The organism is Undibacterium sp. Jales W-56 (genome assembly GCF_025548535.1).
Classification (GTDB): domain Bacteria; phylum Pseudomonadota; class Gammaproteobacteria; order Burkholderiales; family Burkholderiaceae_D; genus Undibacterium.
This window is the reverse complement of the sequence record NZ_JAJLQW010000003.1, coordinates 358715-375598: the sequence shown is the minus strand read 5'-3', so window position 1 is coordinate 375598 and position 16884 is coordinate 358715. Positions and strand designations below refer to the sequence as shown.

General features: G+C 55.4%; 13 protein-coding genes. 8 read left to right on the top strand and 5 right to left on the bottom strand.

Annotated elements, in window-relative coordinates; all coding sequences use genetic code 11:
- The first annotated feature begins 3 nt into the window (after window positions 1–3).
- Window positions 4–1080: a radical SAM protein gene (locus LPB67_RS10835; protein WP_262837192.1), complete on the top strand. Its 1077-nt coding sequence runs from the start codon at window positions 4–6 to the stop codon at window positions 1078–1080.
- 121 nt (window positions 1081–1201) lie between these two features.
- Here LPB67_RS10835 and LPB67_RS10830 read toward each other — a convergent pair whose 3' ends face one another.
- A complete protein-coding gene (locus tag LPB67_RS10830; protein ID WP_262837191.1) occupies window positions 1202–1576 on the bottom strand; it encodes a hypothetical protein in 375 nt (124 codons plus the stop codon).
- Between the two features lie 216 nt (window positions 1577–1792).
- On the opposite strand from LPB67_RS10830, the gene LPB67_RS10825 reads away from it, so the two are divergent.
- Both LPB67_RS10825 and LPB67_RS10820 read left to right on the top strand, forming a co-directional pair.
- Window positions 1793–2278, top strand: coding sequence for a low molecular weight protein-tyrosine-phosphatase (locus tag LPB67_RS10825; RefSeq protein WP_262837190.1), 486 nt, complete (start codon window positions 1793–1795; stop codon window positions 2276–2278).
- A gap of 78 nt (window positions 2279–2356) precedes the next feature.
- On the top strand, window positions 2357–2605 hold the full coding sequence (locus LPB67_RS10820) for a hypothetical protein (protein ID WP_262837189.1): 249 nt from the start codon (window positions 2357–2359) through the stop codon (window positions 2603–2605).
- Window positions 2606–2611: 6 nt separating this feature from the next.
- Here LPB67_RS10820 and LPB67_RS10815 read toward each other — a convergent pair whose 3' ends face one another.
- Entirely contained in the window at window positions 2612–3181 is a 570-nt protein-coding gene (locus LPB67_RS10815; protein WP_262837188.1) for a GNAT family N-acetyltransferase, read from the bottom strand.
- Between the two features lie 272 nt (window positions 3182–3453).
- On the opposite strand from LPB67_RS10815, the gene LPB67_RS10810 reads away from it, so the two are divergent.
- From LPB67_RS10810 to LPB67_RS10795, 4 genes are all read left to right on the top strand, one after another.
- Window positions 3454–4632: an efflux RND transporter periplasmic adaptor subunit gene (locus LPB67_RS10810; RefSeq protein WP_262837187.1), complete on the top strand. Its 1179-nt coding sequence runs from the start codon at window positions 3454–3456 to the stop codon at window positions 4630–4632.
- Window positions 4633–4634: 2 nt separating this feature from the next.
- Window positions 4635–7883 carry an efflux RND transporter permease subunit gene (locus LPB67_RS10805; RefSeq protein WP_262837186.1) on the top strand — a complete coding sequence of 1083 codons (3249 nt, stop codon included), beginning with the start codon at window positions 4635–4637 and terminating at the stop codon, window positions 7881–7883.
- 186 nt (window positions 7884–8069) lie between these two features.
- Window positions 8070–8291 (top strand): hypothetical protein, encoded by a 222-nt coding sequence (locus LPB67_RS10800; RefSeq protein ID WP_262837185.1) that lies wholly within the window; start codon window positions 8070–8072, stop codon window positions 8289–8291.
- A 470-nt stretch (window positions 8292–8761) separates the two neighbouring features.
- The gene (locus tag LPB67_RS10795; protein WP_262837183.1) at window positions 8762–11086 is read left to right on the top strand and encodes a DEAD/DEAH box helicase; all 2325 of its coding nucleotides are present in this window, start codon (window positions 8762–8764) and stop codon (window positions 11084–11086) included.
- A gap of 59 nt (window positions 11087–11145) precedes the next feature.
- Here the strand turns inward: LPB67_RS10795 and LPB67_RS10790 are convergent, their stop codons facing one another.
- On the bottom strand, window positions 11146–13965 hold the full coding sequence (locus tag LPB67_RS10790) for a GAF domain-containing sensor histidine kinase (RefSeq protein ID WP_262837182.1): 2820 nt from the start codon (window positions 13963–13965) through the stop codon (window positions 11146–11148).
- A 507-nt stretch (window positions 13966–14472) separates the two neighbouring features.
- On the bottom strand, window positions 14473–14916 hold the full coding sequence (locus LPB67_RS10785; protein ID WP_410482727.1) for a DUF4399 domain-containing protein: 444 nt from the start codon (window positions 14914–14916) through the stop codon (window positions 14473–14475).
- Window positions 14917–15113: 197 nt separating this feature from the next.
- On the opposite strand from LPB67_RS10785, the gene LPB67_RS10780 reads away from it, so the two are divergent.
- On the top strand, window positions 15114–15479 hold the full coding sequence (locus tag LPB67_RS10780; RefSeq protein ID WP_262837181.1) for a hypothetical protein: 366 nt from the start codon (window positions 15114–15116) through the stop codon (window positions 15477–15479).
- A gap of 16 nt (window positions 15480–15495) precedes the next feature.
- Here the strand turns inward: LPB67_RS10780 and LPB67_RS10775 are convergent, their stop codons facing one another.
- The gene (locus LPB67_RS10775) at window positions 15496–16830 is read right to left on the bottom strand and encodes a glycosyltransferase (protein WP_262837180.1); all 1335 of its coding nucleotides are present in this window, start codon (window positions 16828–16830) and stop codon (window positions 15496–15498) included.
- Window positions 16831–16884: the final 54 nt, after the last annotated feature.

Genomic DNA, 16884 nt, shown 5'->3' with positions numbered 1-16884 from the left:
GGTATGACTGAGATCGACGCACATCTTTTCCAAAGCCCGACCGGTATCGCGCCGGTGTTGCAAGTGCACCCGACCCGCCGCTGCAATCTGGCATGCCTGCATTGCTACACCTCGTCTGCGCCTTCGGTGAGCGAACAATTGGACTGGAATTTGTTGTCGACGTGTGTACAAGATGCGGCGCTGCTGGGCTACCGGCAGCTCGCCGTATCGGGCGGCGAGCCGCTGTTGTATAAACAATTACCCGAGCTGTTGTCACAGGCGCGCGCACTGGGCATGCTGACCAGCATCACCACCAACGGCATGCTGGCGACACCGCAGCGCTGGGCGCAGATCAGCGATTTTTTAGATGTGGTCGCCGTCTCGATCGACGGCAGCGAAGCAGAACATGATGCCATGCGCGGGCAGCCAGGCGCTTATGCTAAAACGCTCGCGCACCTGGCTGTGATACGCGCATCCGGTGTGCCTTTCGGCCTGATCTTTACACTGACCCAGCACAATGTCGACAGTCTGGAATTTGTCGTGCAGCTCGCCGCACAACAAGGCGCCCGTAGTGTGCAGGTACATCCGCTGACGCTGTATGGCCGTGCCGCAGAGACCTTAGCCGATGCCAGACCCGATGGACTGGAATTATTGGTCGCGCTGGCTGAAGCCAAAAGATTGGGACAGCAACTTGGTGTGACAGTGCATGTCGATGCCATCAGTTTGCAGCAGCTCCATACCTATCATCGGCACCTGGTGCCCAGTCTTCCGGTTACCCGTTTACCAGAAGTAGCGCCGATCCTCATCGTGCAAGCCGATGGCGCGGTGGTTCCTTTAACTCACGATGTGAATCATCAACTCTGGCTGGGCAGTTTGCATGATGCCCCGCTACACTTGCTGGCACCTGCCTGGATGCAGCAAGGCCGTGCTGATCTGCTGGCGCAGGCCTGCGCGCAAACCTGGGATGAACTTAGCCAGCACTATCATGCCGGCCAGCCAGTGGCGATTCAAAATGCCGCCGTGTATTGGTATGACGAAGTCGCCGCCAGCACGCGCCGTCATCTTGGAATGCCGGTGATGCGATGCGTGCAGGCGGCTTAGGATGCTTTCTCTAAACAGCAGATTCTGGGCAAATAAAAAACAGCAGCTATCAATCAGATAGCTGCTGTTTTTATGTGTGATAGCCCGTTACTGAAGCAATGCAACAGAGTTTAAGTCTGAGTTACTTTGCTGGTGCTGCTTTCACTTCGTCTGCTTTTGGCGCTGTTTTTGCAGCGTGTTTTGCCTTAGCGCGTTTCGTGTGTTTCGCGGCTTTTTTCTCTGCAGCAGGTGTCGTTGCTGCAGCAGGCTTGGTTTCAGGTTTGGCTTCTGCTTTGACATCGGCTACTGGAGCGATGGCAGTCGGCATTGCAGTCTTTGTACCGGCGACAGCTGGCGTTGCCGGCGTTTTTGCCACACTCGCTGCCGGTGCTGCCTGCGCTACCGCTGCGGTAGCTGTTGGCGCTGCTGGCTTAGCAGGTGTTGCTGGTGTTTGTGCGAACGCTGTACCCATGGCGAAGGTAGCAGCAACGAGGGAGGCGGCGATCAGCTTGTTCATGATTAATCCTGTTCTATGTTTGTTTGTATTACGTAGTCAATCTACGTATGCCAAGAACGCGGCCCGATGCCAATGTGTTGACAATGAATGTGTTGCGAATTGTTACTTCGATTTTTTGGGTAGTTGCGCAAGAAAAATTTTCAAGCGCCGTCAACATGGCCTTGATCATCAATTTGAGTGACAATACAGATCACTCAATAAAGAATGTATTCGCTCATGACGACCGAAAAAAAGCTGGCGATCTTGTTTGTATGCATGGGGAATATCTGCCGGTCGCCGACGGCTGAAGGCGTATTTCGTGCACGCGCCAGTGCTGCCGGCCTGGAACAGAGCTTGTTGCTCGACTCGGCGGGAACCCATGCTTATCACGTTGGCGAACCGCCCGATGCGCGCTCGCAAGAATTCGCCGCAAAACGCGGCATTGATTTATCGAAGCAAAGAGCGCGCAAAGTCGTTGCCGGCGATTTCGCGCGTTTTGATTTGCTGCTTGCCATGGATAAACATAATCTCGCCATGCTCGAAACGATTTGTCCCGCCGCGCATCGACATAAACTCGCGCTGATGATGAGCTATGCCAGACACAGCGATGCCGACGAAGTACCCGATCCCTATTATGGAGGAACACGCGGCTTTGATCTGGTACTTGACTACATTGAAGATGCGTCAGATGGTTTGATTGAGGCCATCAAAGGCAGACTCTAGTTTATTCGCCTGTGCAGATCATCACCGCTTGGAGTAGCATCCCTCATCTATATTCATGATGAGGGGCTGGGCCAACGTATGGAAGAGCAACAATTACACTCCCTGCTGGAGGCATTAATGCCGACCCCGGCTTATCTGGCAGGCGCACTCTTGTTCGGCATCCTCGGTTTCGCCGCCTATCGCTATGGCAAAAAAACCGGGCGCAGCAAAACCAAGTGGACGGGCGTGGCCTTGATGTTTTACCCGTATCTGATCGGCAGCGATACCCGCCTGCTCTATGCGGTTGGCGCTGTGTTATGCGCTGTGCTGTACTTCTATCGCGACTGAGTCCGCCTACCCTGCAATGGCAGGAAGCGCGGGCAGGATTTTTTCCATCTCTTCAAATTGCAGATGCTCGACCAGCATTATTTCTTTGCCGTTGTCTGAGGGAAAAGGCTTGAAGCGGCCAGTGCGGACATAGCCTCTGCGTTCGTAATAGGCGATCAACTCTTGCCGGACGCTGATCACGGTCATCCAGATTTTATCGACTCCCCAGCAGCGCTGTGCGCGGACTTCGGCAGTGTGCATGAAATGCTTGCCGATGCCATTGCCTTGCAGGCCCGGCTGCACCACGAACATACCGAGATACGCTGCATCCCCGGTTTTTTGTAAATGCACGCAACCGATGATTTCTTCACCTTGCAAGCACAGCAGTATCAAGGAATCGTCTGCCTGGATCAGTTCACGCACCTCTACCGCGTGAATCCGGTTGCCCTGCAGTAAATCCGCTTCGGTAGTCCAGCCTTGCCGGCTACTGTCGCCGCGATAGGCGCTGTTGACCAGAGCGGCAATCTGGTCGGCATCGGCAATGACAGCATCGCGGAACTGGATGCCGTCTCGGGCAGGCTGGTTATCACGGTGCATGGTTGTCCGGTTATTTTCTTTAAAGCCACAGGATAGTACAAGATGCATTCCCCATCCAGTCCCGATGCTGCGCTAAAGCAATCACCTCATGAGGTCATGGCAGCTCTTTGCCAGATCGGGGCTTTGCATTTCAGGTCGCAAAAACCGCATTTCATCCATCCAAAACCGCAATTCGAAACTTAAGTGATTGAAGCTGGTCTGATACAGGCCGATACTGCGCCATCTGTATAAGCTAGCCCATTCCTCCTCATTCACCTGCACAGGGATTTATCATGTTACGTAAAACACTACTGGTCCTCGCCATTGCATCTGCCCTGGCGGCCTGCAGCAAAGATCATAAAGACGCCGACAAGGCCAGTGCCAGCTCTGCAGCCAGCGCGAGCGCTTCCGCGGACAACAAGCCGGCGCCACCGGTCGCCAAACTGACGATCGCGCCGGAAGACATCATGACGGTGCAAAGCAATGCCCTGGCATCCGGGCCGGTGATCACCGGATCGATCCAGCCGGAACGTAAAGCTGACCTGCGCGCCGAAGTCTCGGCCGTCGTGCTGCAGGTGCTGAAAGAGAATGGCGACGTCGTGAAGCGCGGCGACATCCTGGTCAAGATCGATGAGACCTCGATCCGCGACAATCTCAGTTCTGCCGAAGACAATGCCCGCAATGCCGCCTCAGCGCTTGATCAGGCAGATCGTGCGCTGCAGCGGCTCAAGACGCTGCGCGCCTCCGGCATGACCTCGATGCAGGCGCTCGATGATGCCGAAGTCCGTCGTAATAGCGCCCAAAGCGAACTGTCGGCATCCAAAGCCCGCGCCGTACTGGCCCGCCAGCAATTGCAGCGCACTCTGGTGCGCGCCCCGTTTGACGGCGTGGTCAGCGAGCGCAAGGTGTCGGCCGGCGACACCGCGTCTATCGGCAAGGAATTGGTCAAAGTCATTGATCCGACCAGCATGCGTTTTGCGGGGCGCGTATCGACCGACAAGATTGCGATGGTCAAAGTCGGTCAGCCGGTCGGCTTCCGCATCAACGGGTATGCCGGACAGGAATTCCGCGGCAAGGTCACCCGAGTCGATCCCGCCGCCAATGATGTAACCCGCCAGGTGGAGGTGCTGGTCGGCTTTGCCGATAGCAACCAGCCACGCGTCTCTGGCTTGTATGCCGAAGGCAATATCGAAGCGGCGACCATCAGCGCCCTGATGCTACCCGAGGCCGCAGTAGTCAAAGCGGGCGACAAATCCTATGCATGGAAAGTCAATGGCAAAACCCTGAGCCGCGTCGACCTGCAAATCGGCAAACGCGATCAGCGCACCGGCAATTACGAAATCCGCAGCGGCCTGACAGCAGGCGACATCATCATGCGCAGCCCGAGTTCCGGCTTCAAGGACGGTCAGGCCATCGAGATGGCCGCCGCTAAAGTCACACTGGCCGCCGCCACCTCAGCGCAAGGGAAATAATCATGTTCTTATCCGACTTCAGTATTAAAAGGCCGACAGCGACCATCGTCCTGATCGTCGCCCTGATGGCTCTGGGACTACTGGCGCTGACCAAATTGCGCGTGAATCAGAATCCCGATGTCGAAGTGCCAGGCCTGTCCGTGATCATCGCCTACCCCGGCGCCTCGCCAGACACGGTCGAGCGCGAGATCATCAACCGTATCGAAAAATCCCTGCAAAGTATCTCGGGTGCCACTGAAGTGTATGCCAGTGCCCGTGAAGGCAATGCGCAATTTGACGTGATGTTCTCGTTCAAGAAAAACATGATCGAAGCAACGGATGAAGTCCGCAATGTGATTTCCAGTGTGCGCTATAAATTGCCTAGCGAAATGCGGGAGCCCATCATCCAGCGCTGGGATCCGTCGGCACAGCCCATCATCAACATGGCGCTTTCGTCCAGCAAACAAACGCATGCCGAAATCTCGCGCCTGGCAGAAGATAAACTCGCCGACCGTTTGCGCGGCATCAGCGGCGTCGCTACAGTGGTCGTGAATGGTTCCCTGAAACGTGAATTGTCGGTCTTGCTGCGCGCAGAAAAATTGCGTGAATTCAATGTCTCAGTCAGCGATGTAGTCGGCGCCTTGCGTGCGCAAAATACCAATGCACCGGTCGGTAAAATACGCGGTACGTTGGACGAAGAAAGCATTCGCCTGGTCGGCCGGATTGAATCACCGGAAGAATTCCAGGGCATCGTGGTTAAACGCAATGGCGACCAGATTGTACGGCTGGCCCAAGTAGCCAGCATCGAAGATGGTTTTGCCGACGTCAATGGGATGAGTATCCGTAGCGGCAAACCGAATGTCGGTATCCAGATTACCCGCTCCCGTGATGCCAGCACGGTCAGCGTCGCCAAATCGGTACGCGAAGCCGTGAAAGAGATCAACAAGGATCTCGATAAAGAACAACTGGGTACAAAACTCGAAATTACCCGTGACGGCGGCAAAGATGCGCAGAATAGCCTGAACAATGTGATCGAATCGCTGATCCTCGGCGCCGGTTTAACCATCTTTGTGGTGTATGCCTTCCTGAATTCCTGGCGCTCCACCCTGATCACGGCGCTGAGCCTGCCGACCTCGGTGATCGCCGCCTTCATCGCCGTCTGGTTGTGCGGTTTTACCCTGAACTTCATGACCTTGCTCGGCTTGTCACTGGCGATTGGCGTACTGATCGACGATGCGATCGTGGTCAGGGAAAATATCGTGCGTCATATGCAACGCGGCTCCGACCGCCGCACGGCAGCGCTCGAAGGTACCGCTGAAATCGGTCTGGCAGTGGCAGCGACAACGTTTTCTATCATTGCAGTATTTATCCCGGTTGCCTTCATGCCGGGTATGCCAGGCGAGTGGTTCCGCCCTTTCGCCTTGACGGTGACTTGCTCGGTATTAGTCAGCCTGGGAATTTCATTCACGCTCGACCCCATGCTGTCCGCCTATTGGGGCGATCCTGCCGATCATCACACTGCGCCGAAAAAAGGCATCAGCAAGGTACTTGCACGTTTCAACGACTGGTTTGATCACCAATCCGATCGCTATGGCCGTGTCATTGCCTGGGCCTTGCATCATCGACGCTGGATGGGGGCGATCGCCCTGATCAGCCTGGTCGTTGCTTTGGGTCTGCAAGTGAAGTGGGGCGGCACCAGCTTCTTGCCGACTGCCGACTCCGGCAACCTGATGATAGAAGTGCGCACACCGGCCTCCTCTTCACTGGAATATGCGCGTCTGAAAATGGAACGTGCCGCCGCCATCGCCCGCACACTGCCGGAAACCAAGGACACCAACAGCAATATCAACCCGGCCGGTGGCCGTATCTATGTCGATATCGGCAAGCGTACCGAACGCAAGCGCAGCGCCAAAGAAATCGCGGTTGAACTCCGTGAAAAAGTACGTACGCTGGTCGGTGCTGAATATGTGGTGCTGGATGACCTGAACAACGGTGCGCGTAAGCCGGTGCAAATTGATTTTACCGGTCCGGATTCACGTAAGCTGTTAGAAATCACCAGCGCTTATATGGATAAACTGCGCCAGGTGCCGGGTGCGGTGGATATCGGCCTGTCCGAACAAGACCCGAAAAAAGAACTGAAGATAGAGCTCAATCGCGGCCTGGCGAATTCCATGGGGATTTCATCAAATGATGCGGCCCAGGCTTTGCGCGTTGCCTTCGCCGGTATCGAAGTCGGCGACTGGGTTGATCCTACCGGCGAGACCCGCGACGTTGCCGTGCGCCTGCATCCGGATGACCGTGTCAGCAAAGAAAATATCGAACGTTTGCCGATTGCTGTCACCGGTACCAATCAAATGATCCCGCTCGATCAGATCGCCTCGATCAGCATGGGCAAGGGACCGTCCGGTATCGAGCATGCCAATGGCAAACGCACCATCACGGTGTCCGCCAATGCCCAGGGCCGCTCGAACGGGGAAGTGATTGAAGACGCCATGAAGCTGGCCAAATCCTTTGACTACCCGCCCGGCTACGGCCTGTCACTCGGTGGTTCCGGCCAGGATCAGGAAGAAGTTTTTGGCGCGATGCTGATCGCCCTGATCTCCGGTATCGGCCTGATGTACCTGATCCTGGTGATCCAGTTCGGCTCCTTCACCGCACCTTTGGGCGTCATGCTGTCCCTGCCGCTATCCCTGATCGGGGTGGTGCTGGCCTTGCTGATCACGGGCAGCACGCTGAACCTGATGAGCTTCATCGGCATCATCATGCTGATGGGACTGGTCGCCAAAAATGCCATCCTGCTATTGGATGCCGCACGTAAAAATGAAGCCGACGGCATGAATCGCGAAGACGCTCTGATGCAAGCGGGTCGCATCCGTTTGCGCCCTATCCTGATGACGACCTTCGCGCTGATTGCCGGCATGACGCCCGTGGCTTTGGGCCTGGGTGAAGGCGGTGAATTCTATCGTCCGCTGGCCATCGCGATTATCGGCGGCACCATCACTTCGACGATTTTGACACTGCTGGTGGTACCGACCTTCTACGACAGCATCGAAATTGCCCGCGATCGCATGATGCTCAAGATGCATGTCCGCATGGAGCGCTATAACGCCGCATGGGGATTCATCATGACGATGCTGGAAGCGCTGTTCACACTGACTTTCTTACGCCTGGTTTATCGCAGTCTGAAAAAATTAGTACAGTTGATTTCCGGTCGCGGTCGCAAACCAGCCGATGCGTTGACGCTTAACCCGGTTCCTGAGCGGATGAATTGATCCTTGGTATCGGTAGGCGCGGCTTCGAATGATAAATAGATGGCAAAATAGCAAAAAATATAGTATTTTAAAAAATATTTTAGGATAAATGTGTTTATCCGAAATAACCCAGTATCCGATCTCACCAGCGATATGAGCCAAGCTGTGGGATAAATTCTCTCGTTTATATAAATATGAGGAGTATTGATGAAAGCAATTTTATTAACTGTAGTGGCAAGTCTACCTTTATTAGCATGTTCTACCAATGAACTGGCATCCAATGAAACCGTCAAGGAAGAAGCGGTTTATATGACGGGTAGCAATATTCCTAAAAAGAAAAGCGCTGCCGCCGGGGTTAGAACAATGGATGCTGAATCTATTGAGGACGCTCGCCGTCTTGCCAATCCTGCAGCCAACAAAGGTGGTTAAATCTAATTGCAACAATTATTTACCCGGATATATCAAGATCGGATAGCTCACGTTGACGTGAATCTTTTTTGTTATTCGATTAAAAGCCTGTTGTCAGTCAGTTTGATTGACAGCAGGCTTTTTCAATTGAAGTGCGATTGAAATCACGACGATCTCGGAGCTGGTCGAAGGCATCGATCTTCAAAGGAGCGAATTCAAAAAGCTGCTAGGTCTTCACAAAATGATCCTCGCTATCCTTCCAGCGATGCCTTGTCAGCGCGCGGTGCATAGAGCGGCTTGCCCGGAATAATCGGCACCCGCATGTCGAATCACGCCTGAATCAGGCGGAAATGACTTGATGACGGCTGATTAAGCGCGTTTTCGATGCCGAAAGCCAGATTCTCAGCCCGCTAACAGCGCAAGAGAGTAAACTACGCGCCATATTGTTTCGCATTTGCGATACGAGCCCTAAATGAAATGCTGAGAACGCCATGTCCGATACCCCCCTCCCGCTGTTTGCCGATCTACACCTGAGCGAGCCTTTATTGCGCGCCTTGAAAGAAGTCGGCTATGAATTGCCGTCTCCGATCCAGGCCGCGACCATCCCGCCTTTGCTGGCCAATCGCGATGTGCTGGGCCAGGCGCAAACCGGCACAGGTAAGACGGCCGCCTTTGCGTTGCCGATTTTATCGCGCATCGATATCAGGCAGACCACGCCGCAAGCACTGGTGCTGGCGCCGACCCGCGAACTGGCGATCCAGGTGGCGGAGGCTTTTCAGCGTTATGCGACGCATATCCCGGGTTTTCACGTACTGCCTATTTATGGCGGCCAGAGCTACGGTCCGCAGTTATCGGCCTTGCGCCGCGGGGTGCATGTGGTGGTCGGTACGCCAGGCCGAGTGATTGATCATCTGGATAAGGGCTCGCTCGATTTATCCAAGCTCAAGACTCTGGTACTGGACGAAGCCGATGAAATGCTGCGCATGGGCTTTATCGATGATGTCGAGCGCATTCTGCAAGAGACGCCTGAGACGCGCCAGACCGCCTTGTTCTCGGCCACCATGCCGTCGGTCATCAAGCGTATTGCCCAGACTTATCTGAACAAGCCGGCCGAAATTACCGTCGCCGCCAAAACCGGTACTGCCGATAATATCCGCCAGCGCTATTGGCTGGTCAGCGGCATGCATAAACTCGATGCGCTGACACGGATCCTGGAAGCCGAAACTTTCGACGGCATGATTATTTTTTCGCGTACCAAACTCGGCACCGAAGAACTCGCCAGCAAACTCGAAGCAAGAGGCTTCTCGGTGGCGGCGATCAACGGCGACGTCCAGCAACAGCAACGCGAGCGCACCATACAGCAGCTCAAAGACGGCAAAATCGATATCCTGGTAGCGACCGATGTCGCCGCCCGCGGCCTGGATGTGGAACGCATCAGCCACGTGGTGAATTACGATGTACCGCACGATCCGGAGAGCTATACGCACCGTATCGGCCGTACTGGCCGCGCCGGTCGCAGCGGGGAAGCGATTTTGTTCATCACGCCGCGTGAAAAGAATTTGCTGAAGGCGATAGAACGCTCAACCCGCCAGCCGATTTCTCCGCTGGAGTTGCCGACTATCCAGGCCGTCAACGACGTGCGGATTGCGCGTTTTAAAGAGCAAATCACGGCAACGATTGCACTCGGCGAATTGGAATTGTTCCAATCCGTGATCGAAGATTACGAGCGCGAAAACAATATCCCGGCGATCGAGATCGCTGCCGCCCTGGCCAAAATGGCGCGCGGTAATGAGCCGCTGCTACTCGACAAAAACAAGAAAATGGCGAGCGACGATAGCTGGGATAAAGAACGCGCTGCACGCAATAAATTCGACCGTCCTGAACGTAGTGAGCGCAACGACAGGGGCGATCGTGGCGACAGATTCGAGCGTAGCGAACGCGGCCCGCGTCCGGGCTATGAGCCGAAAGAGCGCATCATCCGCGAAGCCGATCCCGGCATGCGCACCTTCCGTATCGAAGTCGGGTATGCGCACGGCGTCAAGCCAGGCAATATCGTCGGTGCGATCGCCAATGAAGCGAATCTCGACTCGAAAAATATCGGCCGCATCGAAATCTACGACGATTACAGCGTGCTCGATTTGCCGCAGGACTTGCCGCAGTCCACGTTGGATCAATTGCAATCCGTGCGGGTTGCCGGACAAGCATTGCGCATCCATGCCGATGGCGCTGCCGGCAAATCGCCAGCCGCAAACCGCGCCCCATCATCAAGCCCAGCAGTACCGGATCGCGCAGCGAAACCGCGCGCCAGCGCCAGCAAACTCAATGCCACCGTCGAGCGCGCCGTGCATGCCGACCCGCGTGAAGAAGCCTTCACAGAAAAACATGGCGACGCCGCAGAGCGTCCGGCCAAATCGAAAAAAGACCGCCCGGCTAAAGCCATCGCTCCCACGCAAAGTTACCGCATCGAAGTCGGCCGTGCGCATGCCGTCACGCCGTCCAACATCGTCGGTGCGATTGCCAATGAGGCAGGGCTGGAAGCCAAACATATCGGTCGCATCGAGATTTTCGATAACTACAGCTTGCTCGATCTGCCGCAAGGCATGCCGAAAGAATTGCTGAAACAATTGAAAACTGTCTGGGTCGCCGGCAAGCAACTGGATATCAGCGAATCCTTCGAGAAACCGGCCGAGTTCATCAAACCGGCGCTCAAAAAATCCGCATTCGCGGCAGAGAAACCGCGCAGTAAAGCTGCGCCAAAAATTAAAACAGACCGCAAACCGGACGCCGCCAAACCGCATCGCAAAGGCGCGAAATAATCAGTACAGCAGGGAGCCGGTAAGGCTAGTACCGGCGTTTGAAATCTTCTGTATCGGAGTCACACTTCGAGCGGCAAATCCAGATAGAAACTGGTGCCTTCCCCCGGCACGCTCTTGACCGTGATTTGTCCGTGCAAGATCGAGTTGACGATGTTGTAGCAAATATTCAGGCCGAGTCCGCTGCCGCCTTGCCCGAGTTTGGTCGTGAAGAAGGGATCAAAGATGCGCTTCAGGTTTTCTTCGGGAATCCCGGCGCCGTTATCGGCAAACTGGATTACTACCCGCTGGGGATCGGGGCGGGTCGCACTGATCCTGAGTTTCCCCGGCCCCCTCAGATCGAATGCATGCAGTAGCGCATTCTCGACCAGATTGGTAATCACCTGTCCCAGAGCACCGGGGTAACTGTCCATGCGGATGCCCATCGGCACATCTTGCATCACCATATGCCCTGCATGGGCAATCCGTATATTCAGGGTCGCAATGATGTCATGTATCACTTGGTGCAGCTCAAATGGACGCCGATGTTCTGAGGTGCGATCGACCGCCACCTGTTTAAAACTGCTGACCAGCGTCGCGGCACTGCTCAAGCCGCGCATCATGATGTCGGCGGAGAGCCTGGCTTCTTCGCAAAACTGGCTTAAATCCGAACGGCGCAGGCTTTGCTGCGCCAGTTTTTGTATCAGGGTATTGGTGCTGTCTTGCAAGGTCGAGGCCACCAGCAGGCAGTTGCCTATCGGGGTATTCAGTTCATGGGCGACACCGGCCACCAGCGAACCTAAGGCCGCGAGTTTTTCCTGCGCGATCAGATGCTCCTGCGTCTGGGTTAAGCGTTGGTAGGCATTGGCATTCGCCAGCGCAATCGCGCCATAAGCGCACAGCGTGCGAAAAATCATCCTTTCCCGCTCGCCATACGCATGCTCCCTGGAGGATTGTATGGTCATGACGCCGAGCACCGTGCCAGCACTCATCAGCGGGCCGAACAAGGTGCTCAGTACCGGTTCGGTGCCGGGAATCAATCCCGGGATGTCATCGCCGGCCGAAAGCTCGACCAGGATATCGCGGCGCTGTTTAATGCAGCGTACCGAGTTCGATACCATGCTCGACATGTAGATCGTATCCGGTGCAATCGGCTCGCCGTTTTCGACTCCGTAAGCCGAAGTCATGCTTTGCTGATCGGGATCCATCAGATAGATCACAAATGCCGTCACATGCAGCAAGCCATGCACATGGCGATTGAGTGCCTGGAAGACGGCATTCGCATCCAGGCTGCCGGTAATATCCTGGCCAACCTGGCCGAGCCGCTCCAGAATATCGCTCGATTGCTGCAAGACTTCAGCCCGCCGCGCTTCGGCGTTGGCCAGTTGGCGCAGGTATTCGCTTTCGGCGCGCATGCGCTCGGTTTGCAGGCTGATTTGCATGGCGGTGGCACGATTGGCGGCTTCTTGCGTATGGATTTTTTCTCGTGCAGTAATCGCCATACGGCTGAACTGGAACGCCTCTTGATAATGGCCGAGTGCCGCCTGCGCATCGGCAACCTCGTCCAATAATTCTCCGGTGACTGCGTAGCCGCTGATACCGGCGGCCAGATCCAGGGCCTGCTGCAGATAATGCAGCGCCGCGCTGGTTTCTTGCATAACGCCGGGCGCCGGCAATGACTCCCGCATATGGATCGCTGCCAGTACCCGCAACACATCGATACGGCGATAATTATCTTTACTGTACTGAGCGAGCAACAAGGCCTGTTCTGCAATAGACAGAGCGTCTTTTGCCTGTCCCAGCAAAGACAAGGCCCGCGCCTGCCCGCGCCGGGAACCGATCCTGAAATCAAGCTGGTCGCGCGCATCGGCTTTCTCTTGCAATAAGCGGAAAGATACCAATGCCTGCTGGTGGTCGCCCAGATCCAGCAATAAGTCACCCTGGTAACGCAAGGCCAATAAATAAATCCTGGCTTCCGACATCGGCGCCAGGGTCTCAAGTGCATCGGCCAATAATTCTTTTGCCACATCAAAGCGACCCAGGCGGCGCATGGTTTCCGCCATTTGCACCAGGGTACCGCCTGTCGTCGCAGGCCAGTTTTTTGGACCAGCCAGATCATGGGCGGTCTGCAGCCATTGCAGGGCGGTCTGATGGTCGTTGAGGCTATTAAAACCGTCACCGATATTACTCAGCACAGTCACGGCACGTCTGAGCTCGCCATACTTCAGGCAAAATTCATAGGCCTGGATCGCATGCGAAATCACACTGCCAAAATCACTCGACATCGTGCCCGCATAAAAGAAATATTCATGGGCGCAGGCGACCACGACGGGACGCGGATCAGCCAGTTCGCGTTGATAGCGATCGTTCCAACGCTCGATCGCTTTCGGTAAATCGCGAAAAATCATTTGTGTCGCCAAAAAAGCATTCGCCATTGCCTCGCGTTCGGCATCGCGGCAGAGCAGCGCATCGCGGATCGCCAATTCCAGCTGCTCAACCAGAGCGTTGATCTGTCCCCGGTTATGCGCAATTGCCGCCAGCAGATAATGGGCATCGCTCGATCCCTGCTTAGCTTGATCGCCATCCATCTGCGCAAATGCCTGCAAGGCCTGTTCTGCCAGGCGTTCGGCATCCTCGAATTGTGCATGCAACCAACATGCTTCTGCCCGCACCAGGAGTAAACGCGCCCGCGCCCATTCCTGGGCCGCAGTCAGGCTATCCTTAGGCAATACATAGTCGATTAGGGCATCGGCTTCATTGGCTAACAAGATGGCACGTTGGGTATCACGCTGTCGCAAGTGCCAGGCCAATGCCACCATCTTGTCCAGACGTTGCGCGCCCTGCAACGAAGAGAGTTCTTCCTCCCAGCAAGCGATATCGTCATTCGTAACAAGAAAATCCATAGCAGTCTGGTCTTGGAAAATGGTCGTGGTAATCGGGGGTGCTTATCAATGGGAGAAAACAACCGAGCCACGCAATAAAAAATGCTGTGGTGACTGAATAGTACCGTGATTATTGCGCTACGGCTATGTCCGCAACGCAGCGTGAATTGTGCCGGGATCAGCGCTGCAAGCGGCACTCAGACCGATGCGAGACTGAGGGCGGTTTTCAGCGCGGGTAAAGCATAATTTGCAGTCAGAACACGCTTGATCCATGCGCGTCGCCGGGTCAAATCAGGCTGTAACACGCATGGATCATGCGCCTTCTATTTTGGGTAGTTATCAACCTATGCCTCGGCGCAATGCGCTCGCCATGTTTTGAATATGACAGTCGCCCGGTCAGCGTCGTCAAACCCGGCACCAGCGCCACCTAAGGGACGGTCAATACGCTGCGCGCGCCGAGGGGAATCCGGATGCGATGGGCATCCGTTTGCGCAACCAAGAAACGATTGAAGAAACTGTTCTTTAGATTTATTTTGCCGTCGGCAATACCGTCACGCTGATCGTCTTGCTCATGCCGGGGCCGTAAGATTGATGCGCGCCATTACCGAATTGCAGCGTCAGCGTGTGCTTACCCGGCGGTAAAGACAATTCCACTTCCGTCTGGCCTTTGCCAAAATGCATGTGCTTTTCATCAAACGGGACAGGGTTGCCAGATGCCAGCGCCGCACCGTCAATGATCAGGTGGTGATGGCCGGTTTTTTCGGTCATATCGCCGAGGGGGGCGATTTTCATGCCTTCCAGGCCGAATTTCACTTTAAACGGGGAACTCACTTCGGCATTATCGGCGGGCGCTTCAAAAAAAGTCCGTTCGGCCGCCTGCGCCGACAGCATGGACAAGCCGCTGATCAGCAAGGCGGCTGCGGACTGACGAAACGTATGACGACACTGTTGAGAGAGCAAGGACGCGGTCATGATGATTCTCCATAATTGTTGTGGCAAACAGGAACGGGCAAACTCAAGACCCTGGCTTTGCTCAAGTTTTGCACGCGAACTATTTTGCGCTATTTTTTTATAAAATTCCTAACAAAACTCTCAATTTTGCCAAATTTTGTAATTGCGCACTGTATCCTTGCTGTACTACCTCTATTTCGCCTTGAATGAAAAATCCCATGAACAAATCCGAAGCCATCCAGATTGCCAATGACTCATTGCAAATGAATTTGCTGAATGAAGGCAATACGCAATTTTCCAAAGTGGTCCGCTACGCCAGCGATGAAGGCTGGTGGCTGAATATTCCCCTGGCGAATTTTCGTAAAGAATGTCATTTCCTGATCTGCAACGAAAAAGCCAGAACCATCCGCCACCTGTGCATCAAGGCGAACAACATCCTGAGTCCGGCGACCAAGTTCCGCGTCAAGGATGGGATCGCCGATATTTTTATCTCGGCGGCCAATCCCAAGAAAATGGTCGATGTGTTACAGGGCGGCACCAAGTACAGTTTTACCAAGCATCTGGTGGATGAGCATCGTTACTAAGTTGCCAAGCACGCTTTTATTCCGCTGCCGGTAAGGCCCCGTCGACCGCGGCTAACCGGTTTTTTTCCGCAATCCACTGCGACATATATTGGGTGCTCCGGTGCTGGTGATGGTGCAACATCAATCCGACGAAATTCGCTTGCCGCCGTTCTGCGCAATGCTGTTCGGCTTGTTGCAAGGCCATGATTAATTCAGCGGCGATGCGCGGGCGCTCAAAGCGTTGCTGCAAAATCTGATCGCCCTGTATTTGCGCCTGCTGCCATAGCGCACGGTCCTGATACAGATCGAACGCCGCCTCAACAAAACCATCGGGATCATCGGCCACCGCCCCGCCCCAGGGCAAAGCGCCGTGCATGCCCTCGCTGCCTATCGTGGTGGTCACGCTAGGCGTGCCGCAGGCCATCGCGTCGGCCAGCTTGCCTTTGATCCCGGCACCGAAGCGCAGCGGAGCCAGGCAGACCCGCGCCTGCCGCATGGCGGCATGGGCATCGGCGACCCAGCCGATTACATGAAAACCCTGTGCCGGATTGTGCAAGGCCATGGCCTTGGGCGGCGGGTAGGCACCGGCGACATGCAGTTGCGCCTGCGGCAAGCGTTGCCGCAGCTTGGGCCAGAGTGCGTGTTTCAGCCATAGCACCGAATCCCAGTTCGGTGCGTGCCGGAAGTTACCGATACTCAAAAAATGCGTACGCTGCCCGAATGCTGGCCGCGGTATTTCGCTAGCGCCGGGCGACGGCATCAGCATCAAGGCGCAGTGATGCAGCAGCGCGGCGGGCACGCCGAATTCTTTTTGCAGCAATGCGATCTCGGTATCCGAGATCATCAGTGTCAGGTCGCAGCGATAGATCGCCGCGATCTCGCGCTGGCTCATTTCCTCGTTCACCATGACGGCACGCAATGCAGCAGGACTGGCAGCGACCGGCGGCACGCTGTGACGTGCCGTCTCGTTGCTGCAGTGCTGCTGGGCGCGTTTTAACAAGAGCTGGCGCGCCTGGCGCAAGCTGTGCAGATCCTGGGTATCCAGGACTCGTAAAGCCTGCGGGCAAGTGCGCGCGACCCGCCAGCCGAACTGCTCTTCGGTAAAGAAGCGGTCGAACAACACGATGTCCGGCCGGTATTCAGCCAGCATCGCATCAAAACTATCGCAATTTAAGGCGATGCTTTTTTCTTCGACGCCCAGCGCAGACAAATCGGCACGGTGGCCGGATAACGCGGCGGCCGAAGCGAATCGTACTTGCCAGCCCTGGGCGCGAAACAGCGTGATGAATTCCATGCTGCGGCTACCCGCCGCCGATGAGGCTGGCTCGGCCCAGACAAAACCGAGGATCAGGATTTTTTTATTCTGTTGCATGGATTTTGATGTAAATAGGGGAGTATTTTTTGTTTACCAGGTAAAACAAGCGGG

Coding starts and splice junctions, on each gene's coding strand:
- LPB67_RS10805 (WP_262837186.1), top strand. CDS start 4,635: ATGTTCTTATCCGACTTCAGTATTAAAAGGCCGACAGCGACCATCGTC.
- LPB67_RS10825 (WP_262837190.1), top strand. CDS start 1,793: ATGACGACCGAAAAAAAGCTGGCGATCTTGTTTGTATGCATGGGGAAT.
- LPB67_RS10830 (WP_262837191.1), bottom strand. CDS start 1,576: ATGAACAAGCTGATCGCCGCCTCCCTCGTTGCTGCTACCTTCGCCATG.
- LPB67_RS10810 (WP_262837187.1), top strand. CDS start 3,454: ATGTTACGTAAAACACTACTGGTCCTCGCCATTGCATCTGCCCTGGCG.
- LPB67_RS10815 (WP_262837188.1), bottom strand. CDS start 3,181: ATGCACCGTGATAACCAGCCTGCCCGAGACGGCATCCAGTTCCGCGAT.
- LPB67_RS10820 (WP_262837189.1), top strand. CDS start 2,357: ATGGAAGAGCAACAATTACACTCCCTGCTGGAGGCATTAATGCCGACC.
- LPB67_RS10790 (WP_262837182.1), bottom strand. CDS start 13,965: ATGGATTTTCTTGTTACGAATGACGATATCGCTTGCTGGGAGGAAGAA.
- LPB67_RS10785 (WP_410482727.1), bottom strand. CDS start 14,916: ATGACCGCGTCCTTGCTCTCTCAACAGTGTCGTCATACGTTTCGTCAG.
- LPB67_RS10780 (WP_262837181.1), top strand. CDS start 15,114: ATGAACAAATCCGAAGCCATCCAGATTGCCAATGACTCATTGCAAATG.
- LPB67_RS10800 (WP_262837185.1), top strand. CDS start 8,070: ATGAAAGCAATTTTATTAACTGTAGTGGCAAGTCTACCTTTATTAGCA.
- LPB67_RS10835 (WP_262837192.1), top strand. CDS start 4: ATGACTGAGATCGACGCACATCTTTTCCAAAGCCCGACCGGTATCGCG.
- LPB67_RS10795 (WP_262837183.1), top strand. CDS start 8,762: ATGTCCGATACCCCCCTCCCGCTGTTTGCCGATCTACACCTGAGCGAG.
- LPB67_RS10775 (WP_262837180.1), bottom strand. CDS start 16,830: ATGCAACAGAATAAAAAAATCCTGATCCTCGGTTTTGTCTGGGCCGAG.